Raw genomic sequence first — 24,848 nt, 5'->3', positions numbered from 1 at the left:
TCCTTCGGAGTGGGTACGCCTCCGGGCTCAGGCGCGTGTGGGGGTGGTTTTCATCGTGTGCGACAGGCAGGCGACCAACGTCTTGGCCGTCGACCTGCGGTCGCGGGCGTCCACGGTCACCAGTGGCGTCCGCTCGTCGAGGCAGAGCGCGTCGCGCACCTTCTCCAGGGAGTGGGTCAGCTTCCCGTCGAACAGGTTGACCGCCACGATGAACGGGACGTCGCTGTCGTTCTCGAAGTAGTTGACCGCGGGGAAGGACGCGTCGAGCTGGCGGGTGTCGACGAGTACGACGGCACCGCTGGCACCGCGGCACAGGTCGTCCCACATCGGCCAGAACCGGGGCTGGCCCGGGGTGCCGAACAGGTAGAGCAGCAGGTCGGGGGCGAGGGTGACCCGGCCGAAGTCCATCGCGACCGTGGTGGTCGTCTTGGCGCTCGCGTCCGAGAGCGGGTCCACCGACTCGCCGGCCTGCGTCATCCACGCCTCGGTGTTGACCGGCGGGATCTCTGAGACCGACGCGACCAGGGTCGACTTCCCGACGCCGAACCCTCCCGCGATCACGAGCTTTGCAGAGGTGACGGTCAGTGCCGGGCGGTCAGCCGAGCTCGGAAAGGCCATCGATAACTCTCTTCAACAGACGGTGGTCGAACGGGGAGTCGTAAGCCCCCTCATTGATCTGCAGGTGCTCGGTCGAGGCAAGATCCTCGAGCAGCACGCGCGTCACCCCGAGCGAGATCCCGCAGTGTGCGGACAGCTCCGCGACCGACTGTGGCCCGAGGCGTACGCGGTCGTAGAGCCGGCGCGACTCGGGCGTCAGCTTGGCGGCCGCGCGCGCGTCGAAGTGCGCCGCCGAGACCAGCGTGTGCACGTACAGCTGGTGCTTGGTCTTGGTGCGGCCTCCCGTCAGTACGTAAGGACGCACCCACGGGTTCGAACTCACGCGCGCTCTCCCGCCATCGAGCTGACAGTCATCTGGCGCAGCTCGTCGCGCATCTGGGGAGTGAGTACGTGGCCGACGGCGTCGACCATCTGGGCCATCTTGTGGGCGACGACGCCCAGGTTCGCGCCGGCGCCGACGAGGACGGCGAAGCCCGCGAGGTCACCGATGCCCATGAAGAGGAAGTGACCGGTGTGGAACTTCAGCATCACCTGGTCACAGCCGGGCTCGCCCACCTCGCGCGCGATGTTGTTGCCGAGGCTGATCACTCCGGCCGTCATCGCGGCGAGCGGGTCGGCGACGTTGGCGGACATGCCACCGGCACCGATCAGCGGGAGTCCGTCGGAGGAGACGATGAGCGCATGGGTCACACCGGGGGTGGAGCTGGCGAAGTTGTCGATCAGCCAGCTGAATTCCTTGGGGTCGCGGGGGACGACCGGGCTTTCCATTACGAAAGGGTTCCTTTCACTGCTGGGTCTTAGCTACCAAGGGAGAACGCGTCGAGATCGTCGGCGAAGGAGTGCCGGGCCGCCGACTGGTCCTCGGGCGAGGACTCATCCATCTGCGGTCCAGCGGCTGCTTCGGGCACGGCCGGCTTGCTGCGCAGGCTGACCGGCTCCCGGCGCGGGAGCGCACCTGACTCTACTGGGCTGCTCTGCTCAGCGGGCACGGAGGCCTCATTCGTCTCATCCGTCCCATCCGTCTCGCCGGGGACCGGGATCGACGTCTTCATCGTGTCGGTGGCGAGATCCGGCGACGGCTGCTCGCTGGGTGCTGGTGCGAACTGCGCCGCCGGCGGCTGCACAGGCTGGTGCACCACGGGCTGCTGCCCGGTCTGCGGCGCCTGTTCGGCCGACGGCGTCGGCCGTCGCAACGGCTGGAGCGAGGAGGGTCGCGCCTCGCGCCGCACCGGCTGCGCGGGCGGCTGCGCCGCGGACTGGGGTCCGCGCCGCCGCGGGGCGGGAGGCAGGACCGCGACGCTGCTCGCACTCGAGGCCCTTGGCAGCTCGGCCGGCTCGAGCGGGGTGACCGGCACCTCGCACAGGAGCTGGGCCGGCACCGTCACCATCGCGATCATCCCGTTGCCGGGCGCGGGGCGGGTGGCGAGGCGTACGTCGATGTCGTACTTGCGGGCGATCCGGTGCACCACCGGGAAGCCGGTGTGGCTCCCGGACTTGCTGACCAGCTCCACGATCGGGCCCGCCAGCAGCGCGTTGAGGCGGCCCACCGACCGCTCCGGGATGCCGATGCCGGTGTCCTCGATGCGGAACAGCACGTCGCCGGCGTCGGCGAGGTGGACGTTGACCGTCACCGCACCCGGGGAGTACTTGGTCGCGTTGTCCAGCAGCGCGGCGATCAGGCAGGAGACGTCGTCGGCCGCGTAGCCGATGACGGCAAGGTCGCTCACTCGGCCGATCGTGACCTGGTTGTAGCGCTCGATGCCCGACAGCGCCATCCGGATGATGTCCAGCAGCGAGGTGTCGATGCCACCCATCTCGTCCTCGGCGCGGCCGGCGAGCGTACGCAGGTCGCGGCTCGCGCGCCGCATGCGGGTGACGGCGTGGTCGACCTCATAGAGCTTCTTCAGCCGATCGGGGTCGTCCTCGTCGGCCTCGAGGCCGTCGAGCGAGATCCGCATCTGCTCGGCCAAGCTGATCAGGTGGAGCCCGAACTGCTCCATGATCTCGGGCCAGGCCTCGTCCTCTTCCTCCTGGAGGGGAGGTGGCGTGGAGGAGATCGGTGGCATGGAGGAGATCGGTGGCATGGAGGAGATCGGTGGCATGGCGGGGTTCGACGGCACCGGCGGAAAAGGCACGGTCTGACCCCCGGTCGGAGGGAATGAGCGAGCAAGACCCGGATCTGACTGCTCAGCGAGCGTCGCAGTCTGGGGCCCCCGGCGCTTCAACCAGCGCAGGCTCCAGCGTGTCATGAGGCGGCACTTTCAAATGTGGAGAAGGAAACAGAGCGTTGATCAGACTGGCACAACCGGTGCGCGAGTGCAGAGTTACGCACCCAGAAGCAGACAGTGTCCTAGGTCCCTCGTCCCAAGTGGCTCAGGCGCGCCGTCACCTCACGACGAGGTCGCCCGATCCTACGCGGCCGGCCAACTCAGCCGGCCAGCAGGCGCAGCGTCTCCTCACGAGCCGGCGCGGTGCGCGGGTCCGTGCCCTCGTACGCCGATCCGACCGGGTTCACCATGACCTCGTCCACGCCGTACTCCTCGGCCATCCCGGCCAGGCGAGCCTTCGCGTACGCGGCGGAGCCGATGATCCAACGGCCACGCATCGTCTCGACCAGCCCCTGGTGGGCTTCGGGGATCTCCGTCTTCTCGGCCTCGTCGATGCTGGGCTGCGCGGTCAGCGGCTGGCCGGTGCGCAGTTTCAGCATGGTCAGCAGCTGGGGCAGCGCCCGGCGGTCGGCCTCCTCGGCGGTCTCGGCCACGCTCGCGTTCACGGTGAGGAACGTCTTCGGCTCGCTGAGGAGCTCGGAGGGCTGGAAGGTCGAGCGGTAGAGCTCGATCATCGCCTTGGTGTCGGTGCCGTTGCCCGCGAAGTGGTGGGCGAAGACGTACGGCAGGCCCTTCTCGGCCGCCAGACGCGCGGAGTAGTCGGAGGAACCGAGCAGCCAGAGCTCGGCGACCGACGCGGCCGACGGGGTCGCATGCAGGACGTGCTGGCGACCGCCGGCCATCAGCCCGACGCCCTCCGGCGCCATCATCGCGACGATGTTGTCGAGGTACTCCGGGAAGCGGTTGACGGCGTCGTCGCTCACCCCGCCGGCGCCGTGACGCAGCGCCCAGGAGGTCACCGGGTCCGTCCCCGGCGCGCGGCCGATGCCGAGGTCGATGCGTCCCGGGAACGCCGCCTCGAGCAGCGAGAACTGCTCGGCCACCACCAGCGGTGCGTGGTTGGGCAGCATCACTCCCCCGGACCCGACCCGGATCCGCTCGGTCGCGCCGGCCACCAGTGAGATCAGCACCGGCGGGTTGGTCGACCCGACCGCCGGCATGTTGTGGTGCTCGGCGAGCCAGTAGCGCTCGAACCCGAGCTCGTCGGCCACCTTCGCCAACGACAGCGTCGCGGCCAGGGCATCTGCGGAGGACTGGTCCTTGCGGACCGGGACGAGGTCGAGAACGCTCAGCATCACGTGAAGTCTCAACCCGCCCCGGGGCGTCCGTTATTCCGGCGGCAGCAGCGCGCGCAGGCCGTCGGCGACGGCCGAGCGCCACCAGGCGTAGTCGTGGCCACCGTTGTGCTCGGCGGACGTGACGTCGATCCCCGCCGCTCGGAGTCGGTCGACGAGGTCGTGGTGGAGCTCGTCGAGGACCCACTCCTGTGTGCCGTGCGCCAGGTGCACACGCGTCTTCGCCTCCGCCGTGACAGCGTCGGCGAGGTCGTCGAGCCACAGCGAGGCCGACTGGCTGGCGACCCCGTGGATGTGCTCGGGATAGGTCAGGCCGGCACGCAGCGCGGTGACGCCGCCGAGGCTCTGACCCACGACGTACGTCTCCTCGGAGACCGCACGGCGCTCGCGCACCCACGGCAGCAGCTGGTTGACGATGTAGTCGGCACCCTCGCCGCCGGCGAGCTCCTCCCACCGCTTGTCGCGGCCGCCGGAGGCGGGCAGGACGCAGCGTACGTGGCGGAGGTGGCCGTCGGCGATCAGGTTGTCGAGCGTGGTCGGCAGCGAGTGGTGGTCGGTCCAGATCTCACCGTCGAGGGCGACCACGAGCGGCAGGTCGACGTTGAGACCGGCGCCGGCGGGGTCGTAGAGCCAGACGTCGCGGCCGTCGGGACCCACTTCCAGCGTCACCGTGCCGGCGACGACGTCGTCGCGGCGGAAGAGCCATGGCTGCAGCGGGGCATCGGGCAGGGACACGACCGACTGCTTGATGCCCTGCCGGTTGTGGCACCAGTCGGGGTTGAGCGGGTCGAGGTAGCCGCGGTGCAGCACGGCACGCAGCTCGACCTGACCCTCGCTCTCCCACGGGGCCGGCTCGCCGGGGTGCTTGCACAGGAAGGAGTACGAGGCCCGCCAGTCGCCGTTCATCAGGAACGAGGCGTGCCACAGGTCGGTGCCTTCCTTCCGCTCGAGCATCGTCTCGGCGAGATGACGCTCGTCGGTCAGCCTGTTGGCGAAGAGGAGCACCTCCTCGGCCTCGTCATCGCGCCAGCAGAAGGTGACGATCACCTCATGGTCCGCGGCGCCGGCGCCCGTCTCCTCGACGAGCGGGAGCGAGGTGGCGATCTGGTCCCAGAACATGTCGATGTCCTCAGGACTGAGGCGGTCGATGATCGCGCTCCGCGTCCGTGCTGATGGATTGGGTCGCGCCGCCGTTGGTGGTCGCAACTGCGTACTCATCCGGTTCTTCCTCCCGAGTACGGGGCTCTCTCTGTCCCCGCGGGCTGACCAAGTTACTCACAGTCGGGGGCCCTACGCGAGATGCCGAGGTCCCTTTCTCTGTCAACTGATAGGTGATGTCGCATATCCGCTAGTCAAACGCGTTGGTAAGCGGGAATCGTTCAGTTTCCTATCAGTTTTCGGTCCACATGTCGGCACAGATCGCGACCGCGCCGAGGAATCCGGAGCCCTCCCACTGGGTGAGCCGGACCTCCCCGAGTTGCTCCGCCGGGACGTCGCCGGCGAGGACGTCGAGGCGCTGCGCCGCCGCCATGCTTCCGTGGCCGGCCTTGACCAACGCCTCCTTGCGCACCCACAACCGGGTGAACGCGTACGCAGCGTCCTCCTGTCCCGCCACCCAGGCCACCTCGCGCGGCGAGAGCGCCCGGTCGGGACCGCGCGAGACCTTCTCCACGTCGATGCCGCAGCGTCGTCCGGCGGCCACCGCGGCGACCTGGCCGCGGGTGTGGCTGAGGCTCACCCGGACCGCTGCGGCACCGGCCACCGACGGGGCTCCGTGCTCGGTGCTGTCGCAGCGAGCGCAGCGCTGCTCGATGACGATCTCCTCGCGCACGGTGCCCAACAGCTCCGCGGCGCACTCGCGGACGAGGACGTGCGCGGCGGCGTACGCCTGCTTGTCCGTATCGGCGACCAGCCGCTCGTGACGCGCCCGCTCCGCGGTCGAGAGCAGCCCCAGATCGGCGTCGACCTCGGCCACTGCCGCGAAGCGCACGATCTCGGTCATGCGCGGCTCAGTGACCGCCCCAGGGCATCCCGAGCTTGCCGAGCATCTCCTCGCCGCCGTCGAGAGCGGTGAGCACCCAGGCGCCGTCGGAGGTGAGCGCGAAGGTGTGCTCGAAGTGGGCAGCCCAGGAGCCGTCGTCGGTCACGACGGTCCAGTCGTCCTCCAGGGTGGTGACCTCGGGGCCACCGAGGGTGAGCATCGGCTCGACGGCGAGCGCGATGCCGCGCTGCAGCTTCGGCCCCTTGCCGGGCTTGCCGTAGTTGAACACCGACGGCTCCATGTGCATCTCGGTGCCGATGCCGTGGCCGCTGAAGTCCTCGAGGATGCCGTAGTCGCCCTGGGAGTCGACGTAGGTCTCGATGGCGTGCGAGATGTCGGTGACCCGTCCGCCGAGGCGGGCAGCGGCGATGCCGTGCCACATGGACTCCTCGGTGACGCGCATCAGCTCGGAGACCTCCTCGGGCACCGAGCCCATGGGCACCGTGATCGCGGCGTCGCCGTGCCAGCCATCGACGATGGCGCCGCAGTCGATCGAGATGATGTCGCCGTCCTGGAGCACCCGGGAACCGGGGATGCCGTGGACCACGACCTCGTCGACCGAAGCACAGATCGAGCCCGGGAAGCCGTGGTAGCCCTTGAACGACGGCACGCCACCCCGGGACCGGATCGAGTCCTCGGCGATGGCGTCGAGCTCGAGAAGGGTGACTCCGGGCCGCGCGGCGGCCCGGAGCACCTCGAGCGTCTCGCCGACCACGAGGCCGGCCCGACGCATCTTCTCGATCTGCTCAGGGGTCTTGATCTGGACCTTGTTCAAGAAGCCCACTGCTCCCCCGTTGCGTACAAGATGTCTGTTTCAGGACTCAGGGACGATGTCGAGCTCGTCGAAGATCCGCTTGGTGACGTCGTCGACGTCACCCATGCCGTCGATCTCGTGGACCAGGCCGCGACCCTTGTAGACCTCGATCAGCGGCGCGGTCTCCTCGAGGTAGACCTCCTGGCGGCGGCGGATGACGTCCTCGGTGTCGTCGGCGCGACCCTCGAGCTCGGCACGCTGCAGCAGCCGCTGCACGATCTCGTCCTTGTCGACCGTCAGCACGACCACTGCGTCCAGCGCGTGGCCGGTGTACTTGATCATCCCGTCGAGCTCTTCGACCTGCGCGAGCGTGCGCGGGTAGCCGTCGAGCAGGAATCCCTGGGCCGCGTCGGGCTCGTCGATCCGGTTGCGGACCATCAGGTTCGTGATCGTGTCCGGGACGTACTCTCCCTTGTCCATGTAGGACGCGGCCTCGACACCGAGGGGCGTGCCCTGGGAGACGTTGGCGCGAAAGATGTCGCCGGTCGAGATCGCCGGGATCTCGAAGTGCTCGGCGATGAACTTCGCCTGGGTGCCCTTACCGGCTCCCGGCGGGCCCATGATGATCAGTCTCATCGGAGGAACCCTTCATAGTTGCGCTGCTGGAGCTGGCTCTCGATCTGCTTCACCGTGTCGAGGGCGACGCCGACCATGATGAGGATCGAGGTGCCACCGAACGGGAAGTTCTGGTTCGCGTTGATGAGCGCCAGCGCGATCAGCGGGATGAGCGCAACCAGACCGAGGTAGAGCGAGCCCGGCAGTGTGATACGGGACAGAACGTAGGACAGGTAGTCCTCGGTCGGCTTCCCGGCCCGAATTCCAGGAATGAAGCCGCCGTACTTCTTCATGTTGTCGGCGACCTCCGGCGGGTTGAAGGTGATCGACACGTAGAAGTAGGTGAAGAAGATGATCAGCGCGAAGTACGTCGCCATGTAGACCGGGTGGTCGCCCTGGACGAAGTAGTTGTTGATCCAGTCGACCCACGCCGGCGGGTTCTGCGCGTTCTGGTTGAACTGCGCCGCCATCGCCGGCAGGTAGAGCAGCGACGAGGCGAAGATGACCGGGATGACACCGGCCTGGTTCACCTTGAGCGGGATGTACGTCGACGAGCCGCCGAACATCTTGCGACCGACCATGCGGCGCGCGTACTGGACCGGGATCCGGCGCTGGGCCTGCTCGATGAAGATGACCGCCGCCATGATCGCCAGACCGATGACGATCACGATCGCGAAGGTCCACCAGCCCTTGTCGTTCTTGACCGCCCACATGGTGGCCGGGAACGTGGCGACGACCTGGGTGAAGATGAGGATCGACATACCGTTGCCGATGCCGCGCTCGGTGATGAGCTCACCGAGCCACATGATGACCGCGGTGCCGGCGGTCATGGTGATGACCATGACCAGGAAGGTGGCGGTGCCGTCGTCGTGCAGCAGCGGCTGGGTGCAGCCCTGGAGCAGGTCGCCGGAACGGGCCAGCGCGACGATGCCGGTGGCCTGCAGGACCGCGAGACCGAGGGTCAGGTAGCGGGTGTACTGCGTGATCTTCGTCTGTCCCGCCTGGCCTTCCTTCTTGAGGCGCTCGAGGCGAGGGATCACCACGACGAGAAGCTGCAGGATGATGCTCGCGGTGATGTACGGCATGATGCCGAGCGCGAAGATCGTCAACTGCAGCAGTGCGCCACCGGAGAAGAGATTGACCAGGTTGTAGAGGCCGGCGCTGTCACCGGTCTGAGCCGCGTCAAGACACTGCTGGACGTTCGCGACGTGAACGCCAGGAGCCGGGATCTGGGACCCAGCCCTGAAGATCACGACGATGAAGAGAACGAAGAGCAGCTTCTTGCGCAGGTCCGGAGTACGGAACGCTGATGCGAACGCGCCAAGCACGAATGGTTCCTCTTTCGACAATCAGGGGTCGCAGGGCCTGCGCCGATGCGAAAACCCGTGGCAGCCTAACAGCCCCCACGGCAGTTCTTGCACGTAGGGCTGAAACAGCGGGAGCGCGGTCGGGACCCCGAAGGGGCGACCCGGCCGCGCTCCCACGTGACAGGCTCTACGTTAGTAGAACTGTCAGAGAACCGTGACAGTTCCGCCAGCGGCCTCGATCTTCTCCTTGGCAGTGCCGGAGAAGGCGTTGGCGCTGATCTCGACCTTGACGGTCAGGTCACCCTGGCCCAGGACCTTGACCGGGTGGCCCTTGCGGACGGCACCCTTCTCGATCAGGGTCTCGGGGGTGACGACGCCACCCTCGGGGAAAAGCTCGTTGAGCTTGTCGAGGTTGACGACCTGGAACTCCACCTTGAAGGGGTTCTTGAAACCCTTCAGCTTGGGGAGTCGCATGTGCATCGGGGTCTGGCCACCCTCGAAGTAAGCGGGGACCTGGTAACGGGCCTTCGTGCCCTTGGTACCACGGCCGGCCGTCTTACCCTTGGACGCCTCACCACGACCCACACGGGTCTTGGCCTTCTTGGCACCGGGAGCCGGCGCCAGGTTGTGCACCTTGAGTGCCATATCAGTCGACCTCCTCGACCGTCACCAGGTGACGGACGGTCTGGACCATGCCGCGGATCTCCGGGCGGTCCTCCTTGACGACCACGTCGCCGATCCGCTTGAGACCGAGCGTACGCAGGGTGTCTCGCTGGTTCTGCTTGAGACCAACGAGGCCCTTCTTCTGCTGGACCTTCAGCTGCGCCATCAGGCCGACACCTCCACAGCGGGAGCCGTAGCCTCGGCCTGCGCCTTGAGCAGCGCGTCGGGGGCGACGTCCTCAACGGGGAGACCACGGCGGGCGGCGACAGCCTCAGGCGTCTCGAGCATCCTGAGGGCCTCCACCGTCGCGTGGACGATGTTGATCTGGTTGGACGAACCGAGCGACTTGCTCAGCACGTCGTGGATGCCGGCGCACTCCAGGACGGCGCGCACCGGGCCACCGGCGATGACACCGGTACCAGGGGCGGCCGGACGAAGAAGGACCACACCAGCGGCCTTCTCACCCTGCACCGGGTGCGGGATCGTGCCCTGGATGCGGGGAACGCGGAAGAAGTGCTTCTTCGCTTCCTCGACACCCTTGGCGATCGCCGCGGGAACTTCCTTCGCCTTACCGTAGCCGACGCCGACCAGACCTTCACCGTCACCGACGATCACAAGGGCGGTGAAGCTGAAGCGACGACCACCCTTCACGACCTTGGCAACTCGGTTGATCGCGACGACCTTCTCGATGTAGGCGGTCTTGTCGGCGCTCTGGTTGCGACGGTCGTCGCGACCTCGGCGCTCGCCACCACGCTGTCCGCGCTGGGCTCCGCTCATCAGACTTTCCTCTTCTCTCGTTCGATCGTTGCGATCAGAAGGTCAGACCGGCCTCGCGCGCGCCATCGGCGAGCGCGGCGACACGGCCGTGGTACTTGTTGCCGGCACGGTCGAAGACGACGGTCTCCACCCCAGCGGCCTTGGCACGCGACGCAACCAGCTCGCCGACCTGCTTGGCCTTGGCGGTCTTGTCACCGGAGGCCGACCGCAGGTCGCCCTCGATGGTCGAAGCCGAGGCAAGCGTCTTGCCGGCCAGGTCGTCGACGACCTGGGCGGTGATGTGCTTGGCCGACCGGGTCACGACGAGGCGCGGGCGCTCCGGCGTACCCTCGATCTTCTTGCGACCGCGGGCCTGACGACGCAGGCGCGAGCGGACACGGGAAGCGGTGTGCTTGTTGTTCGACAGCGAGATGGCCATCACTTACCAGCCTTTCCGACCTTGCGGCGGATGTTCTCGCCGGCGTAACGAACGCCCTTGCCCTTGTAGGGCTCCGGCTTGCGCAGCTTGCGAATGTTGGCCGCGACCTCACCGACGAGCTGCTTGTCGATGCCGACGACACCGAGCTTGGTCGGACCGTCGGTGGTGAAGGTGATGCCCTCGGGCGCGTCGAAGACGATCGAGTGGGAGTAACCCAGCTGGAACTCCAGCTTGGTCGGGCCCTTCGACAGCACGCGGTAACCCACGCCGACGATCTCGAGCTTCTTCTCGTAGCCCTCGGTGACACCCAGGACCATGTTGTTGATCAGCGTGCGGGACAGGCCGTGGAGGGCCTTGTTGTCCCGGCTGTCGTCGGGGCGCTTGACGTCGAGGACGCCACGGCCCTCGTCGTCCTGGCCCTTCTCGACGGTGATCGGCTCGGCCACGGTGTGCGACAGGAAACCCTTGGGGCCCTTGACGCTCACGACCTGGCCGTCGATGGTGACGTCCACGCCGGCCGGAACCGGGACGGGGAGCTTGCCAATACGCGACATGTCTTCTCTCTCCCTTCCCTGATTACCAGACGTAGGCGAGGACTTCCCCACCTACGCCCTTCTTGTTCGCCTGGCGGTCGGTCAGCAGACCCTGGCTCGTCGAGATGATCGCGACGCCGAGGCCGCCGAGCACCTTCGGGAGACCGGTGTGCTTCGCGTAGACACGCAGACCGGGCTTGCTGATGCGGCGTACGCCGGCAATCGAGCGCTCACGGTTGCGGCCGTACTTGAGGGTGATCGACAGGGTCTTGCCGACCTGGCCCTCGGTGGGCTCCAGCACCTCGTACTTGGTGATGTAGCCCTCCTGCTGGAGGATCTCAGCGACGCCCTGCTTCAGCTTGCTGTACGGCATCGAAACCGCATCGTGGTACGCCTGGTTGGCGTTACGCAGACGAGTGAGCATGTCTGCGATCGGGTCAGTCATCGTCATTGGCCGAACGGCCCTTTCTCGTAGTGGTTTCCTCACGACACACAGTCATGAGGACCTTCAACGTCAGTGGTTGGAACGGTGATCGCTCACCAGGAGGACTTGGTGACGCCGGGCAGCTCGCCCCGGTGGGCCATCTCGCGCAGGCAGATACGGCACAGGCCGAACTTGCGGAACACAGCCTTCGGGCGGCCGCAGCGCTGGCAGCGGGTGTAACCGCGAACCGCAAACTTCGGCTTGCGGGCGGCCTTCACCTTGAGAGCGGTCTTCGCCATCTCAGTTCTCCTTGAACGGGAAGCCGAGCGCCTTGAGCAGCGCGCGACCCTGGTCGTCGTTGGTGGCAGTCGTCACGAGGGTGATGTCCATGCCCCGCGAGCGGTCGATCTTGTCCTGGTTGATCTCGTGGAACATGACCTGCTCGGTGAGACCGAAGGTGTAGTTGCCGTTGCCGTCGAACTGCTTGCCGTTGAGACCGCGGAAGTCCCTGATGCGGGGCAGCGCGAGCGAGAGCAGGCGGTCGAGGAACTCCCACATGCGGTCGCCGCGCAGCGTGACGTGCGCACCGATCGGCATGCCCTCACGCAGCTTGAACTGCGCGATGGACTTCTTCGCCTTGTTGATCAGCGGCTTCTGGCCGGTGATCGCGGTCAGGTCGTTGACAGCGCCCTCGATCAGCTTGGAGTCGCGAGCAGCCTCGCCCACACCCATGTTGACGACGATCTTGGTCAGACCGGGGATCTGCATGACATTCGGGATCTCGAACTCGGCCTGCAGGGCCGGGGCGATCTCCTCGCGGTACTTCGTCTTGAGGCGCGGGGCCACAGCGGTGTCGGTCATGATCAGATGTCCTTACCGGTCTTGCGCGAGATGCGAACGCTGCGCTCGGCGGCGTACGTCGACCCGTCGGGGCGACGCTTCTGGACCGTCTCACGGCGGAAGCCGACGCGAACCGGCTCGCCACCCTCGAGCAGCTGGACGTTGGAAACGTGGATCGGGGCCTCGGTGTTCACGATGCCGCCGGTGGTGCCGGCGCGGCCGCCCTGGTCCTGGACCTTGGTGTGCTTCTTGACGAGGTTGATGCCCTCGACGATCACACGGTCCTCCTGGGTGAGGACAGCGATCACCTTGCCGGAGCCGCCCTTGTCCTTACCAGCGATCACCTTGACGGTGTCGCCCTTCTTGATGTGCGAGCGACCCATCACAGCACCTCCGGCGCGAGCGAGATGATCTTCATGAACTTCTTGTCGCGCAGCTCACGGCCGACAGGGCCGAAGATGCGGGTGCCTCGCGGCTCGCCGTCGTTCTTGAGAATGACGGCGGCGTTCTCGTCGAAGCGGATGTACGAGCCGTCAGCGCGGCGGCGCTCCTTGACGGTGCGCACGATGACGGCCTTGACGACGTCACCCTTCTTCACGTTGCCACCGGGGATAGCGTCCTTGACGGTGGCGACGATGGTGTCGCCGATGCCGGCGTAGCGACGACCGGAACCACCGAGCACACGAATGCAAAGGATCTCCTTCGCACCAGTGTTGTCGGCGACCTTGAGTCGCGACTCCTGCTGGATCATTACTTCTCCTTGTCGAGCTGGTTCTCAACCGCATCCAGGGCGGTCGAGCCTTGCCGAACGTAATGGGATTTGATGGGCACAGGCCCAGCGAACAATGGTCGCTGGACCTGCGCCCTTTGGTCAATTTGGCGACGTTTGTCGCCAGCCGGATCCGTCTCTTACGAGACGAGGATCACTTGGCGCGCTCGACGACCTCGACGAGGCGCCACCGCTTGGTGGCGGACAGCGGCCGGGTCTCCATGACCAGGACGCGGTCGCCGATGCCGGCGGTGTTCTGCTCGTCGTGAGCCTTGAGCTTGCTGCTACGGCGCATGACCTTGCCGTAGAGCGGGTGCTTCACGCGGTCCTCGACCTCGACGACGATGGTCTTGTCCATCTTGTCGCTGACGACGAGGCCCTCGCGCACCTTGCGCGTGTTGCGCTCGGTGGTGTCCGTGGTGGACTCAGCCATGATCAGGCCTCCTCGGTGGTCTCGGTGCCCGGGGCCACGCGGATGCCGAGCTCGCGCTCACGCACCACGGTGTAGATCCGGGCGATGTCCTTCTTGACGGTGCGGAGCCGACCGTGGCTCTCCAGCTGGCCGGTGGCCGCCTGGAACCGGAGGTTGAACAGCTCCTCCTTCGCCTCGCGCAGCTTCGCCTCGAGGTCGACGTCGGTGAGCTCGTCCAGCTCGAACGCCTGCAGGGAGTTAGCCATCAGAACTCACCAGCCTCTCGCGTGATGAAACGGCACTTCATGGGCAGCTTGTGGATCGCGCGGCGCATCGCCTCGCGGGCCGTGTTCTCGTCGACACCGGAGAGCTCGAACATGACGCGGCCCGGCTTGACGTTGGCGACCCACCACTCGGGCGAACCCTTACCGGAACCCATGCGGGTCTCGGCGGGCTTCTTGGTCAGCGGGACGTCGGGGTAGATGTTGATCCACACCTTGCCGCCTCGCTTGATGTGACGAGTCATCGCGATACGCGCTGCCTCGATCTGGCGGTTGGTCACGTAGTGACCCTCGATCGCCTGGATGCCGTAGTCACCGAAGGCCAGCTTCGTGCCACCCTTGGCCACGCCAGTGCGCTTCGGGTGGTGCTGCTTGCGGTGCTTGACGCGACGGGGCATCAGCATGGGTCAGCCCTCCTGGGACGTGGTCTCGGCGGCGGGAGCCTCAGCGGCAGCCGGCGCCTCAGTCTTCGCCGCGCGGTCAGCGCGGTTCGGGCGGTCACCACGGGAGCCACGCGACGGACGGTCGCCGCGGCCACCGCGACGGTCGTTGCCACCGCGACCCGGGACGCCCGCACGGGCGGCCTGGGCGGCCTGACGCTCGGCGCGCGATCCGGAGACCTCGCCCTTGTAGATCCAGACCTTCACGCCGATGCGGCCGAAGGTCGTGCGGGCCTCGTAGAAGCCGTAGTCGATGTCCGCGCGAAGGGTGTGCAGCGGCACGCGACCCTCGCGGTAGAACTCGGTACGCGACATCTCCGCGCCGTTCAGACGACCCGAGCACTGGATCCGGATGCCCTTGGCACCGGAGCGCATGGTGGTCTGCATGGCCTTGCGCATCGCGCGACGGAACTGCACGCGACCGCTGAGCTGCTCGGCGACACCCTGGGCGACCAGCTGAGCGTCGACCTCGGGGTTCTTGACCTCGAGGATGTTCAGCTGAACCTGCTTGCCGGTGAGCTTCTCCAGCTCGGTGCGGAGGCGGTCGGCCTCGGCGCCGCGGCGACCGATGACGATGCCGGGACGCGCGGTGTGGATGTCCACACGGACGCGGTCACGGGTGCGCTCGATCTCGACCTTGGCGATGCCGGCCCGCTCCATGCCCTTGCTGAGCAGCTTGCGGATCTTGACGTCCTCGCCGACGTACTCCTTGTACTGCTTGTCGGCGTACCAACGCGACTTGTGGTCGGTCGAGATGCCCAGGCGGAAGCCGTTCGGGTTGATCTTCTGACCCATTACTTCTTACCGCCCTTCTCGACGACGTCGGCCGGCTGCACGACCAGGGTGATGTGCGAGGTCCGCTTGTTGATGCGGGTCGCACGGCCCTGGGCGCGGGGACGCCAGCGCTTCATGGTCGGACCTTCGTCGACCATGGCGACCGAGACGACGAGGTCGTCACGGTCCAGACCCTCGGTCGTCACCGCGTTGGCGATGGCGCTCTCGAGAACCTTGTAAACAGTCTCGGAGGCTGCCTGCGGCGCGAACTGCAGCAGGGACAGAGCCTCGTCGACGGGCAGGCCGCGGACCAGGTCGACGACGCGGCGTGCCTTCAGCGGGGTGATCCGCACGAAGCGGGCACTCGCGAAGGCACCCGGCTGGTCGCCGAGCAGGGAGTCGCGGCGGGCGCTGATGCGCTGCCGTTCGGTGGTGGTCATCGACGGCGTCCCTTCCGGTCGTCCTTGATGTGACCCTTGAACGTGCGGGTCGGGGCGAACTCGCCCAGCTTGTGACCGACCATCGAGTCGGACACGAAGACCGGGACGTGCTTGCGACCGTCGTGCACCGCGATGGTGTGACCGATCATCTCGGGCACGATCATCGAGCGGCGCGACCAGGTCTTGATCACGTTGTGGGTGCCCTTCTCGTTCTCGGCGTCCACCTTCTTCTGAAGGTGGTCGTCGATGAAGGGGCCCTTCTTCAGGCTGCGAGGCATTGCTTACTTCCTACCCTTCCCGCTCTTACGGCGGCGGATGATCTGCGAGTCAGAGGCCTTGCGCTTACGCGTACGGCCCTCGGGCTTACCCCAGGGGCTGACCGGGTGACGGCCACCAGAGGTCTTACCCTCACCACCACCGTGCGGGTGGTCGACCGGGTTCATGACGACACCGCGGACGGTCGGGCGAACGCCCTTCCACCGCATACGGCCGGCCTTACCCCAGTTGATGTTGGACTGCTCGGCGTTGCCGACCTCACCGACGGTGGCGCGGCAGCGCACGTCGACGAAGCGCATCTCACCCGAAGGCATACGCAGCGTGGCCTTGGAGCCCTCGCGAGCGACCAGCTGGGCGCTCATGCCGGCGGAGCGGGCGATCTTCGCGCCGCCACCCGGACGCAGCTCAACAGCGTGGATGGTGGTACCAACCGGGATGTTGCGCAGCGGGAGGTTGTTGCCGGGCTTGATGTCGGCGGTGGGACCGGACTCCACGACGGTGCCCTGGCTCACGCCGACGGGCGCGAGGATGTAGCGCTTCTCGCCGTCGAAGTAGTGCAGCAGGGCGATACGGGCGGTGCGGTTCGGGTCGTACTCGATGTGAGCGACCTTGGCCGGCACGCCGTCCTTGTCGTAGCGACGGAAGTCGATGATCCGGTAGGCCCGCTTGTGGCCACCACCCTTGTGGCGGGTGGTGATACGGCCCTGGTTGTTGCGGCCGCCCTTCTTGGGAAGGGGCACCGTCAGCGACTTCTCCGGCGTGGTCCGAGTGATCTCGGCGAAGTCGGCCACCGACGAGCCACGACGGCCCGGGGTGGTCGGCTTGTACTTACGAATAGCCATGTTCAGTCAGTCCTTCTCACGCGCCGAAGATGTCGATGCGGTCGCCCTCAGCCAGGGAGACGATCGCGCGCTTGGTGTCGGGGCGCTTGCCCAGGCCGTAACGCGTACGACGGGCCTTGCCCTTGCGGTTGATCGTGTTGACCGAGGTCACCTTGACGTCGAACACCTTCTCGACCGCGATCTTGATCTCGGTCTTGTTCGCGTCGGGGCGAACGATGAAGGTGTACTTGTTCTGGTCGAGGAGGCCGTAGCTCTTCTCGGAGACCACCGGCGCGATCAGAATGTCGCGGGGGTCGTAGTGCAGCGTGCTCACTTGTCAGCCTCCTCAGCCTTCTTCTTGCCGGCCTCGACGAAACCGGCGGCGATGGCGTCCTCGGCGGACTTGAAGTAGAACTCCGCCTTGGTGGACTCGTACCAACGGCCGCCCGGGGCGTGGAACTTCTTGTCCTTGCCCTTGACGTTGCCCTTGATGTCGAAGCCCTCGGGGGCCGAGCCGTCCTCGAGCGGCGCGACAGCGCCCTCGGGGAGGTCGATCTCCTTGGCGGGCTCGACGGCAGCCTCCTTGATCGCGTCCTTCTCGACCTCACCGATGGTGACGGTCTCCTTGGCGGCGACGACCGGCTTGCCCGAGATGAAGACCTCGAAGGCCGGCTTGGAGAAGACAACGTCGTCGGAGACGAGGACGTCGTAGGTGTTGAGCTGGTCGGCCCAGAGCAGGTGCACCTCAGGGGCGTTGCGCAGGCTCAGCGCGGCGACGGACTCGGAGCGGTCCAGGACGACGAGGTAACGCTTGACGTCCGAGATCGCCTTGAGGGCGGTCAGCGCGGTCTTGGTCGAGGGCGCCTCGAGGGCGAACTCGGCCACGTGGATCTGGCCGGCGCGGGCCCGGTCGGAGAGGGCACCGCGGAGGGCGGCAGCCTTCATCTTCTTGGGGGTGCGCTGGCTGTAGTCACGCGGCTGCGGGCCGTGGACGGTGCCACCACCGGCGAACTGCGGCGCGCGGGTCGAACCCTGACGGGCGCGACCGGTGCCCTTCTGCTTGTAGGGCTTGCGTCCACCGCCGCGGACCTCGCCGCGGGTCTTGGTGGAGTGCGTGCCCTGGCGCGCAGCGGCCTGCTGCGCGACGACGACCTGGTGGATCAGCGGGATGTTGACCTCAACATCGAAGATCTCAGCCGGGAAGTCGACCTTGACAGTCTTGATAGCCATGATCAGGCCTCCAGCTTCTTAGCAGCCGAGCGGAGGACCACGAGGCCACCCTTGGGGCCAGGAATGGCGCCCTTGACCAGGATGAGGCCCTTCTCGGTGTCGACGGCGTGCACGGTCAGGTTCTGGGTGGTGACGGTGTCAGTACCCATGTGACCGGCCATGCGGACGCCCTTGAACACGCGACCCGGGGTGGCGCAAGCGCCGATCGATCCCGGCTTGCGGTGGTTGCGGTGGGCACCGTGGGAGGCACCGACACCGGAGAAGCCGTGACGCTTCATGGTGCCCGCGAAACCCTTGCCCTTCGAGGTGCCCGTCACGTCGATCTCCTCGCCGATGGCGAAGGTGTCGACGGGGAGCTCCTGGCCGGCGGAGTACGACGCGGCGTCGGCGGTGCGGATCTCGGCCAGGTGGCGGCGCGGCGTGGTGCCGGCCTTCTCGAACTGGCCGGCGCCCGGCTTGTTCACCTTGCGGCCGTCGATCTCGCCGTAGCCGATCTGCACGGCGTTGTAGCCGTCGGCCTCGGGGGTGCGGACCTGGGTCACGACGTTGGTGTTCGCCGCGATGACGGTCACAGGGACGACGACGTTGTTCTCGTCCCACAGCTGGGTCATGCCGAGCTTGGTGCCCAGGAGACCCTTCACGTTGCGTTCGATCGTCATGTCGTCAACCTCAGAGCTTGATCTCGATGTCGACACCAGCAGGCAGGTCGAGCCGCATGAGGGAGTCAACAGTCTTCGGGGTCGGGTCGATGATGTCGATGAGGCGCTTGTGGGTGCGCATCTCGAAGTGCTCGCGCGAGTCCTTGTACTTGTGGGGCGAGCGGATGACGCAGTACACGTTCTTCTCGGTCGGCAGCGGCACCGGGCCGGCGACCTTGGCACCCGTACGGGTGACCGTGTCCACGATCTTTCGCGCCGAGGTGTCGATCACCTCGTGGTCATAGGCCTTGAGCCTGATGCGGATCTTCTGTCCCGCCATCTGTCTCTCTCGTCCTTCTTGGTCAGCGTGCCGCGTGCTACAGGCTTCCTCCGGCTGAGTCGGCCCGGTTGCTCACCTCTGGCTCCGACCCCCGCGGTCGGGCGTGTCGCTTATTTTCCACAAGCGAACGCCGAGCTCTCGACGGGACTTTCACCATCAGCTTCACTGGAACCACGCCTTCGGGATGGGCACACGGCGACCACAGACCACATCCGGACAGGCTGATCAGCCTGCTCAGGTGACGCGATTCAGTAGTCAAGGTGTGCGCACCCCAGCGACAGTTCACCGGAGCAACCAGAGAATCTTGTCACGCGTACGCAGGTGGCTCCAAATCAACGATGTCGTCTGGGTCGCTCTGAGAGGATGCCCCCAACCGAGCGAGTTCGCCGGTCGTCGCGACGAGGAGCATCAGGATGTCAGGAGTGTGGCCACCCCCACCGGGTGAGCAACCTCACCAGGGCGCGGCGAACCCGTCGACCCCACCCCCGCCGGGCCAGCCGGTGCAGTCCCAGCCGGTGCAGTCCCCACCGGTGCATCCGGCGTGGGCCCAGCCGCTGCCGCCGGCTCACAAGCCGGGAGCGATCCCGTTGCGTCCGTTGGGCCTCGGCGACATGCTCGACGGCGCCTTCCGGCTCGTACGCTTCAACCCCGGCGCCACGGTCGGTGCCTCGGTCCTCGTGGCGGCGGTCGCGATGGCCATCCCGCTGGGCGTGACCGCGGCGATGACCATCACCGGCGACAGCCTGGAGTGGTTCGGGACGACCATCGAGGACCCGAACTACTCGCCCGGTGGCTCCGAGATCATCGGCGTGCTGGTGGCCATCGGATCCTTGTTCCTCGGCTCGGTCCTGCAGGCGATCGGCGCGATCCTGGTGGCCGGGATGATCTCCCACGTCGCCCATGCCGCCGCGATCGGCCGCAAGCTCACCCTCGCGCAGGCGTGGGCGGCGACCCACGGCAACCGCTGGCGGCTGATCGGGCTGGCGCTGCTGAGCGCGGTGACCTTCACCCTGGTCCTGGCGATCGCGGCGAGTCCCGTGGTGGTGCTCGCGCTCGTCGTCGACAGCCCCGTCCCGGCGATCCTGGTCGGCATCCTGATGTTCCTGCTGCTGATCGTGGCCGTCCTCTTCCTGACGGTGCGGCTCTACCTGCTCGCGGTGCCGGCGCTGATGCTGGAGAGCGCCGGTGTCTTCGGCGCCATCGGACGGGCCTGGAAGCTGTCGGCGCGGCAGTTCTGGCGGCTCTTCGGGATCTGGCTGCTGGCCGCCATCATCGTCGGCTTCGCCTCCCAGATCGTCGCCTTCCCGATCAGCCTGGTCGCCAGCGTCGTGGGCATCGTCCAGCCGGACCTCTACTTCCTGGCGACCATCGCCGGCAGCGCCGTCTCGACCGTGGTCTCCGCTGCGATCGTGACCCCGTTCAGCGGCGCGGTGACCAACCTGCAGTATCTCGACCAGCGCATCCGCAAGGAGTCCTACGAGGTCGAGCTGATGGAGCAGGCCGGGCTGCTGACCAGATGATCCTCCTCCAACAGACTCCTCCCCTGGCGCCGACGCCCGAGGAGGGTCGCTCCTGGCTTCGGCGCGAGCTCGCCGACCCGGAGTACCACGACCTCGACCTCATCGAGCGGATCCTGCGCTGGATCGAGCGCACCCTGTCCGACGGCCTGCCGTCGGTCGGCGACGTGCCCTGGGCGCAGACCGTCGCCGCGATGGTCGTCTTCGCAGCGCTCCTGGTCGGGATCGGCCTGCTGGTCTCGCGGGCCCGGCGCAGCCCTCGGGTCGCCCGCGACCGCAACGGCGACGTCCTCACCGACGAGTCGCTCTCCGCGGCCGCGCTCCGGGCGCGGGCCGAGGCGGCGTACGCCTCAGGGGATCATGGCGCCGCGGTCATCGACGGGTTCCGGGCCCTGGCCCGGCGGCAGGTCGAGCGCGGCCGGCTCGCGGAGGATCCCGGGCTGACCGCCGCCGAGGTCGCCGCGAGCCTGGAGCGGGAGATGTCGCTCGATGGCCGCGCCGGGCAGGCCGCGGAGCTGTTCAACGAGGTGCTCTACGGCCACCACCCCGCCACGCGTGAGCAGGCCGAGGGCGTCCTCGCTCTCGAGCAGGAGCTGGCGGTGGCGCGATGAGCACGCAGGCTCCGGCGAGCCCGGCGGACGCGACCGCCGGACGCTTGGGCTGGTTCCGAAGGAACCGCCCGCTTCTGATCGTCGCGCTGGCCTTCGTGATCGCGGTCGTGCTGGCGTACATCGCGACGCCGAAGGGCGGGGAGTCCTTCGCCGCGTACGATCCCGAGAGCCCCGACCCCGACGGCACCCGGGCGCTCGTCGAGGTACTCGAGGATCACGGTGTCGAGGTCGAGATCGTCCGCTCGTCGAAGCGCCTGGAGAGCACCGAGATCGGGCGGAACACCACGGTCTTCGTGACCGGCACCGACGCGCTCGGCGAGGACACCGCCTCCCGGCTGCGCGAGCGCACCGACGATGCCGCCGGGCTGATCCTGGCCGAGCCCGCTCCCTACGTGTCGGCGATGCTCGGCATCCCCTATTCGGTCGCCCAGACGCCCGAGAAGGTCGAAGCGGCCTGCGACGACCCGCGCTGGGAAGGGCTCAGTATCCAGGCCGATGCGGTCACCGCGTACGACACCGGCTTCTGCTTCACGCACGAGGGCGGCGCGGTGCTGGCGCCCGCCGAGGGGCTCACCGTCTGGGGCGCGCCGCAGGTGCTGACCAACGACCAGATCCTGCGGGCGGACAACGCGGCGGTGGCGCTGCGGCTGCTGGGCGAGAACGACCACCTGGTCTGGTACGTCCCCTCCTTCGAGGACCTCGCGCCCGACGAGGCCCACTCCCCCAGCTCGCTGCTGCCGCGCTGGATCAAGCCGGCCCTGTGGCTCCTGCTGCTCGCGGTCGTCGCCTTCGCCATCGCCCGCGGACGGCGGCTGGGTCCGCTGGCGGTCGAGCCGTTGCCGGTCCACGTCCGGGCCGGGGAGACGACGCGCAGCCTGGGCCGGCTCTACCGCCGTTCCGGCGACCGCACGCACGCCGCGACGACGCTGCGGCAGGCCGCTCGCACCCGCCTTGCCCGGCGGCTGCGGCTGGGGCGCGACGTCACCCCGGAGGCCGTCGTACGCGCCGTCGCCCAGCACACCGGACGACCCGATCTCGAGGTCTCCGCGCTGCTCACCGACGCCCCGATCGAGAACGACCAAGACCTGATCACGCTGGCCAACGCGCTGGCTGCCCTTGAGGAAGAGGTACGACACCCATGACCCAATCCGAGACCATCGCCAACGTGGCGCCCGACGGCGCACGGGAGCGGCTCACCGCGGTCCGGGCCGAGGTCGCCAAGGCGGTCGTCGGGCAGGACGCCGCGGTCTCCGGGCTGCTGGTCGCGCTGGTGTGCGGCGGCCACGTGCTCATGGAGGGCGTACCCGGCACCGCCAAGACCCTGCTGGTCAGGTCGCTGTCGGCGGCGCTCTCGGTCGAGACCCGCCGGGTGCAGTTCACCCCCGACCTGATGCCCGGCGACATCACCGGGTCGATGGTGGTCGAGTCCTCCCACGGCGAGCTCACCTTCCGGGAGGGGCCGGTCTTCACCAACCTCCTCCTGGCCGACGAGATCAACCGCACCCCGCCGAAGACACAGTCGGCGCTGCTCGAGGCGATGGAGGAGGGCCAGGTCTCGGTCGACGGGGTCACCCGCGCGCTGCCGCGCCCGTTCCTGGTGGCCGCGACCCAGAACCCGATCGAGTACGAGGGCGTCTACCCGCTCCCGGAGGCCCAGCTGGACCGGTTCCTGCTGAAGGTCGTCCTCCCGGTGCCCTCGCGCTCCGACGAGGTCCAGATCCTCAACCGGCACGCCTCCGGCTTCGACCCGCGCGACGTCGCCGGCGCCGGGGTCACGGCGGTCGCCTCGGGCGCCGACATCGAGGCCGCGCGCCAGCACGTCGGCTCCGTCCAGGTGTCCCCCGAGGTCACCGGCTACATCGTCGACATCGCCCGGGCGACCCGCGAGTCCCCATCGCTGTCGGCCGGGGTGTCCCCGCGAGGCGCCACCGCGCTGCTCCGCTCCGCGCGCGCCTGGGCCTGGCTCGCGGGCCGCGACTTCGTGACTCCCGACGACGTGAAGTCGCTCGCCCACGCCACTCTCGCCCATCGCCTGGCCCTGCGCCCCGAGGCCGAGCTCGAGGGTGTCCAGGTCTCCCAGGTCCTCTCCTCCGCCATCGGCGCCGTCCCCGTCCCGCGATGACCATCACCTGGCGGGTCACGCTCCTGATGCTCGCCGGCATCGTCCCGGTCGTGCTGAGGCCGACTGCCGGGACGGCGGCGATGTGGATCCTGCTCGTGGTGGTGCTGGCACTGCTCGACGTACTCCTGGCACCGAAACCCGCGACCCTGGAGATCAGCCGGGCTCCGCTCGGTGGGATCAGGCTGGGCGAGTCGACGACGTCGGAGCTGGTGGTCCACTCCCCCGCCCGCGGCTTCCGGGCCCTGGTGCGCGATGCCTGGCAGCCCACCGCCGGCGCCAATCACAACCGGCATCGGATCCGGCTCGGTCGGGGCGACAGCACCCGGCTGCGTGCGCCGCTGCAGCCGCGGCGCCGCGGGGATCTGCGGGCATTGGGCGTGACGGTGAGGGCGTACGGGCCCTTGGGTCTGGGCGCCCGGCAGCGCACCATCCCGGTGGAGGGCTCGGTGCGGGTGCTGCCCGCCTTCGAGTCGCGCAAGCACCTGCCCTCGCGGCTTCAGCGTCTGCGCGAGCTCGACGGCCGGGCGGCGGTCCGGGTGCGCGGGCAGGGGACGGAGTTCGACTCGCTGCGGGAGTACGTGCGCGGTGACGACGTGCGCTCCATCGACTGGCGCACCACCGCCCGCTCCCGCACGGTCGTGGTCCGCACCTGGCAGCCGGAGCGGGACCGCCGCGTAGTGCTGGTGCTCGACACCTCGCGCACCTCGGCCGGCCGGATCGAGGGCGCCGGCGGCGGCGTGCCACGCCTCGACTCCGCGATGGATGCCGGGCTCCTGCTCGCCGCCATCGCGTCTCGGGCAGGCGACCGGATCGACTTCATCGCCGGCGACCTGCGCGTACGCTCCCGGGTCCGGCTCGCCGGTCAGCGCGACGTCACCCAGCGCCTGCAGGAGACGATGGCCGACCTCGAGCCGGTCATCGCCGAAGCCGACTGGTCCAACCTCGCCGGCGCGGTCGCCGGCCTCGGCCGCCACCGCGCGCTCGTCGTCCTGCTGACTCCCCTCGACCCGCACGCGATCGAGGAGTCGCTCCTCCCCGTACTCCCGGTCCTGACCCAGCACCACCGCGTCGTCATCGCCTCCGTCCGCGACCCCGAGCTCGAGGCCACCGCCGCCTCCCGCGACACCCTCGAGGACGTGTACGCCGCGACCGCCGCCGAGCAGACCCTCCGCCGCCGCGACCACACCGCCGCCATGCTCCGCACCCTCGGCGTCGACATCGTCGACGCCGACGCCGAGTCCCTCCCGCCCGCTCTCGCCGACCACTACCTGCAGCTCAAGGCCACCGGTCAGCTCTGATCAGTCGAGCCGCCGAACGTCGAACCGGTCAGCTACTGCGGCGTGGACGTCGGAATCCGGGACAAGGTAGACGACAACGCTCTGGCATTCGTCCGCGAGGGAGACGAGATACCGACTGTCCTGCCAGAGCTCAGCCGAAAATGCATACGGCGCGACCTGGACGAAGCTTTCCCAGAGTCGGTCGTCGGCCGCGTCCACAAGGCTTGTCAGCGCGTAGGCCTCGGACTCGACCTTCGTTCCTTTGACCGATCGCAGGATCGCCCGTGCATCGACGACCGCAGGCGGCGACACCACGTAGGCCGGCAGGTCTGTCTGGAACTCATATCCATAGGGCCGAAGCAGCCTCAGCAGCGCCCGGACCTGATCCCGCTGCTCGTCCTCGGTCGCATCGTGCGGAAACTCCACCGCGTACGCCTTGGGTCTGGA

At 68.1% G+C, this 24,848-nt stretch carries 37 protein-coding genes; 5 read left to right on the top strand and 32 right to left on the bottom strand.

The features are described from left to right. Positions 1 to 27 precede the first annotated feature (27 nt). The 31 genes from ABT304_RS11245 to rpsJ form a co-directional block, all read right to left on the bottom strand. The gene (locus ABT304_RS11245) at positions 28 to 618 is read right to left on the bottom strand and encodes a GTP-binding protein (RefSeq protein ID WP_160027033.1); all 591 of its coding nucleotides are present in this window, start codon (positions 616 to 618) and stop codon (positions 28 to 30) included. After that, on the bottom strand, positions 596 to 940 hold the full coding sequence (locus tag ABT304_RS11240) for a DUF742 domain-containing protein (protein ID WP_350715176.1): 345 nt from the start codon (positions 938 to 940) through the stop codon (positions 596 to 598). Before ABT304_RS11240 ends, ABT304_RS11245 begins: the two co-directional genes overlap by 23 nt. Next, positions 937 to 1,386, bottom strand: a complete 450-nt coding sequence (locus ABT304_RS11235; RefSeq protein WP_091052410.1) for a roadblock/LC7 domain-containing protein — start codon at positions 1,384 to 1,386, stop codon at positions 937 to 939. Before ABT304_RS11235 ends, ABT304_RS11240 begins: the two co-directional genes overlap by 4 nt. Positions 1,387 to 1,415: 29 nt before the next feature. Continuing rightward, complete coding sequence (locus tag ABT304_RS11230) at positions 1,416 to 2,684, bottom strand: sensor histidine kinase (protein WP_350715174.1); 1,269 nt, start codon at positions 2,682 to 2,684, stop codon at positions 1,416 to 1,418. A 362-nt stretch (positions 2,685 to 3,046) separates the two neighbouring features. Continuing rightward, positions 3,047 to 4,081: an LLM class flavin-dependent oxidoreductase gene (locus tag ABT304_RS11225; protein WP_350715172.1), complete on the bottom strand. Its 1,035-nt coding sequence runs from the start codon at positions 4,079 to 4,081 to the stop codon at positions 3,047 to 3,049. Positions 4,082 to 4,114: 33 nt separating this feature from the next. Beyond that, on the bottom strand, positions 4,115 to 5,299 hold the full coding sequence (locus ABT304_RS11220) for an enterochelin esterase domain-containing protein (protein WP_350715170.1): 1,185 nt from the start codon (positions 5,297 to 5,299) through the stop codon (positions 4,115 to 4,117). A gap of 172 nt (positions 5,300 to 5,471) precedes the next feature. Beyond that, positions 5,472 to 6,083, bottom strand: coding sequence for a 4'-phosphopantetheinyl transferase family protein (locus ABT304_RS11215; RefSeq protein WP_350715168.1), 612 nt, complete (start codon positions 6,081 to 6,083; stop codon positions 5,472 to 5,474). A gap of 7 nt (positions 6,084 to 6,090) precedes the next feature. Further along, a complete protein-coding gene (gene map / locus ABT304_RS11210) occupies positions 6,091 to 6,906 on the bottom strand; it encodes a type I methionyl aminopeptidase (RefSeq protein WP_350715166.1) in 816 nt (271 codons plus the stop codon). A 30-nt stretch (positions 6,907 to 6,936) separates the two neighbouring features. Beyond that, positions 6,937 to 7,512 (bottom strand): adenylate kinase, encoded by a 576-nt coding sequence (locus ABT304_RS11205; protein ID WP_160027018.1) that lies wholly within the window; start codon positions 7,510 to 7,512, stop codon positions 6,937 to 6,939. Continuing rightward, the gene (gene secY / locus ABT304_RS11200) at positions 7,509 to 8,819 is read right to left on the bottom strand and encodes a preprotein translocase subunit SecY (RefSeq protein WP_160027016.1); all 1,311 of its coding nucleotides are present in this window, start codon (positions 8,817 to 8,819) and stop codon (positions 7,509 to 7,511) included. Before secY ends, ABT304_RS11205 begins: the two co-directional genes overlap by 4 nt. A gap of 183 nt (positions 8,820 to 9,002) precedes the next feature. Then, on the bottom strand, positions 9,003 to 9,443 hold the full coding sequence (rplO, locus tag ABT304_RS11195; protein ID WP_091052397.1) for a 50S ribosomal protein L15: 441 nt from the start codon (positions 9,441 to 9,443) through the stop codon (positions 9,003 to 9,005). A 1-nt stretch (position 9,444) separates the two neighbouring features. Next, the gene (gene rpmD, locus ABT304_RS11190; protein ID WP_008361029.1) at positions 9,445 to 9,627 is read right to left on the bottom strand and encodes a 50S ribosomal protein L30; all 183 of its coding nucleotides are present in this window, start codon (positions 9,625 to 9,627) and stop codon (positions 9,445 to 9,447) included. Next, positions 9,627 to 10,238 carry a 30S ribosomal protein S5 gene (gene rpsE / locus ABT304_RS11185; protein WP_160027014.1) on the bottom strand — a complete coding sequence of 204 codons (612 nt, stop codon included), beginning with the start codon at positions 10,236 to 10,238 and terminating at the stop codon, positions 9,627 to 9,629. Before rpsE ends, rpmD begins: the two co-directional genes overlap by 1 nt. A gap of 34 nt (positions 10,239 to 10,272) precedes the next feature. Then, positions 10,273 to 10,656, bottom strand: a complete 384-nt coding sequence (gene rplR, locus ABT304_RS11180) for a 50S ribosomal protein L18 (protein ID WP_008361025.1) — start codon at positions 10,654 to 10,656, stop codon at positions 10,273 to 10,275. Then, complete coding sequence (gene rplF / locus ABT304_RS11175; RefSeq protein WP_160027012.1) at positions 10,656 to 11,210, bottom strand: 50S ribosomal protein L6; 555 nt, start codon at positions 11,208 to 11,210, stop codon at positions 10,656 to 10,658. The genes rplR and rplF overlap by 1 nt, the downstream gene beginning before the upstream one ends. Positions 11,211 to 11,232: 22 nt before the next feature. Beyond that, on the bottom strand, positions 11,233 to 11,640 hold the full coding sequence (gene rpsH / locus ABT304_RS11170; RefSeq protein ID WP_040755997.1) for a 30S ribosomal protein S8: 408 nt from the start codon (positions 11,638 to 11,640) through the stop codon (positions 11,233 to 11,235). A gap of 86 nt (positions 11,641 to 11,726) precedes the next feature. Then, positions 11,727 to 11,912, bottom strand: a complete 186-nt coding sequence (locus ABT304_RS11165) for a type Z 30S ribosomal protein S14 (protein WP_017932844.1) — start codon at positions 11,910 to 11,912, stop codon at positions 11,727 to 11,729. A gap of 1 nt (position 11,913) precedes the next feature. Next, on the bottom strand, positions 11,914 to 12,474 hold the full coding sequence (gene rplE / locus ABT304_RS11160; RefSeq protein ID WP_091052391.1) for a 50S ribosomal protein L5: 561 nt from the start codon (positions 12,472 to 12,474) through the stop codon (positions 11,914 to 11,916). Positions 12,475 to 12,476: 2 nt separating this feature from the next. Next, positions 12,477 to 12,836 carry a 50S ribosomal protein L24 gene (rplX, locus tag ABT304_RS11155; RefSeq protein WP_141806214.1) on the bottom strand — a complete coding sequence of 120 codons (360 nt, stop codon included), beginning with the start codon at positions 12,834 to 12,836 and terminating at the stop codon, positions 12,477 to 12,479. Next, positions 12,836 to 13,204, bottom strand: a complete 369-nt coding sequence (gene rplN, locus ABT304_RS11150) for a 50S ribosomal protein L14 (RefSeq protein WP_008361015.1) — start codon at positions 13,202 to 13,204, stop codon at positions 12,836 to 12,838. The genes rplX and rplN overlap by 1 nt, the downstream gene beginning before the upstream one ends. A gap of 172 nt (positions 13,205 to 13,376) precedes the next feature. Beyond that, positions 13,377 to 13,655, bottom strand: coding sequence for a 30S ribosomal protein S17 (rpsQ, locus tag ABT304_RS11145; RefSeq protein ID WP_091052388.1), 279 nt, complete (start codon positions 13,653 to 13,655; stop codon positions 13,377 to 13,379). A 2-nt stretch (positions 13,656 to 13,657) separates the two neighbouring features. Next, positions 13,658 to 13,900 carry a 50S ribosomal protein L29 gene (gene rpmC, locus ABT304_RS11140; protein WP_008361011.1) on the bottom strand — a complete coding sequence of 81 codons (243 nt, stop codon included), beginning with the start codon at positions 13,898 to 13,900 and terminating at the stop codon, positions 13,658 to 13,660. Then, complete coding sequence (gene rplP, locus ABT304_RS11135) at positions 13,900 to 14,319, bottom strand: 50S ribosomal protein L16 (protein ID WP_008361009.1); 420 nt, start codon at positions 14,317 to 14,319, stop codon at positions 13,900 to 13,902. The genes rpmC and rplP overlap by 1 nt, the downstream gene beginning before the upstream one ends. A gap of 3 nt (positions 14,320 to 14,322) precedes the next feature. Beyond that, positions 14,323 to 15,150 carry a 30S ribosomal protein S3 gene (gene rpsC / locus ABT304_RS11130; RefSeq protein WP_008361007.1) on the bottom strand — a complete coding sequence of 276 codons (828 nt, stop codon included), beginning with the start codon at positions 15,148 to 15,150 and terminating at the stop codon, positions 14,323 to 14,325. Further along, positions 15,150 to 15,569 carry a 50S ribosomal protein L22 gene (rplV, locus tag ABT304_RS11125; RefSeq protein WP_160027010.1) on the bottom strand — a complete coding sequence of 140 codons (420 nt, stop codon included), beginning with the start codon at positions 15,567 to 15,569 and terminating at the stop codon, positions 15,150 to 15,152. The genes rpsC and rplV overlap by 1 nt, the downstream gene beginning before the upstream one ends. Then, entirely contained in the window at positions 15,566 to 15,847 is a 282-nt protein-coding gene (gene rpsS / locus ABT304_RS11120) for a 30S ribosomal protein S19 (RefSeq protein ID WP_008361004.1), read from the bottom strand. The genes rplV and rpsS overlap by 4 nt, the downstream gene beginning before the upstream one ends. Before the next feature lie 3 nt (positions 15,848 to 15,850). Next, positions 15,851 to 16,687, bottom strand: coding sequence for a 50S ribosomal protein L2 (gene rplB, locus ABT304_RS11115; RefSeq protein WP_160027008.1), 837 nt, complete (start codon positions 16,685 to 16,687; stop codon positions 15,851 to 15,853). A gap of 16 nt (positions 16,688 to 16,703) precedes the next feature. After that, a complete protein-coding gene (gene rplW, locus ABT304_RS11110; protein ID WP_008360999.1) occupies positions 16,704 to 17,000 on the bottom strand; it encodes a 50S ribosomal protein L23 in 297 nt (98 codons plus the stop codon). Further along, complete coding sequence (rplD, locus tag ABT304_RS11105) at positions 16,997 to 17,896, bottom strand: 50S ribosomal protein L4, sunset domain variant (RefSeq protein ID WP_350715161.1); 900 nt, start codon at positions 17,894 to 17,896, stop codon at positions 16,997 to 16,999. Before rplD ends, rplW begins: the two co-directional genes overlap by 4 nt. A gap of 2 nt (positions 17,897 to 17,898) precedes the next feature. Beyond that, positions 17,899 to 18,555: a 50S ribosomal protein L3 gene (rplC, locus tag ABT304_RS11100; protein ID WP_091052379.1), complete on the bottom strand. Its 657-nt coding sequence runs from the start codon at positions 18,553 to 18,555 to the stop codon at positions 17,899 to 17,901. Between the two features lie 10 nt (positions 18,556 to 18,565). Beyond that, a complete protein-coding gene (gene rpsJ / locus ABT304_RS11095) occupies positions 18,566 to 18,874 on the bottom strand; it encodes a 30S ribosomal protein S10 (RefSeq protein ID WP_008360994.1) in 309 nt (102 codons plus the stop codon). A 413-nt stretch (positions 18,875 to 19,287) separates the two neighbouring features. On the opposite strand from rpsJ, the gene ABT304_RS11090 reads away from it, so the two are divergent. The 5 genes from ABT304_RS11090 to ABT304_RS11070 are packed head-to-tail and all read left to right on the top strand — an operon-like array spanning position 19,288 to position 24,422. Further along, positions 19,288 to 20,394, top strand: a complete 1,107-nt coding sequence (locus tag ABT304_RS11090; RefSeq protein WP_350715160.1) for a hypothetical protein — start codon at positions 19,288 to 19,290, stop codon at positions 20,392 to 20,394. Beyond that, positions 20,391 to 21,002 carry a DUF4129 domain-containing protein gene (locus ABT304_RS11085; RefSeq protein WP_350715158.1) on the top strand — a complete coding sequence of 204 codons (612 nt, stop codon included), beginning with the start codon at positions 20,391 to 20,393 and terminating at the stop codon, positions 21,000 to 21,002. Before ABT304_RS11090 ends, ABT304_RS11085 begins: the two co-directional genes overlap by 4 nt. Continuing rightward, complete coding sequence (locus ABT304_RS11080) at positions 20,999 to 22,144, top strand: DUF4350 domain-containing protein (RefSeq protein ID WP_350715157.1); 1,146 nt, start codon at positions 20,999 to 21,001, stop codon at positions 22,142 to 22,144. The genes ABT304_RS11085 and ABT304_RS11080 overlap by 4 nt, the downstream gene beginning before the upstream one ends. Then, on the top strand, positions 22,141 to 23,124 hold the full coding sequence (locus ABT304_RS11075; RefSeq protein WP_350715155.1) for an AAA family ATPase: 984 nt from the start codon (positions 22,141 to 22,143) through the stop codon (positions 23,122 to 23,124). The genes ABT304_RS11080 and ABT304_RS11075 overlap by 4 nt, the downstream gene beginning before the upstream one ends. Further along, positions 23,121 to 24,422, top strand: coding sequence for a DUF58 domain-containing protein (locus ABT304_RS11070; RefSeq protein ID WP_350715153.1), 1,302 nt, complete (start codon positions 23,121 to 23,123; stop codon positions 24,420 to 24,422). Before ABT304_RS11075 ends, ABT304_RS11070 begins: the two co-directional genes overlap by 4 nt. On the opposite strand, the gene ABT304_RS11065 is transcribed toward ABT304_RS11070, so the two are convergent. Further along, positions 24,423 to 24,827 (bottom strand): hypothetical protein, encoded by a 405-nt coding sequence (locus ABT304_RS11065; protein WP_350715151.1) that lies wholly within the window; start codon positions 24,825 to 24,827, stop codon positions 24,423 to 24,425. Positions 24,828 to 24,848: the final 21 nt, after the last annotated feature.

The sequence above is a fragment of the Nocardioides sp. NPDC000445 genome, from assembly GCF_040300245.1.
Classification (GTDB): domain Bacteria; phylum Actinomycetota; class Actinomycetes; order Propionibacteriales; family Nocardioidaceae; genus Nocardioides.
This window is presented reverse-complemented; position numbering and strand designations above follow the sequence as displayed.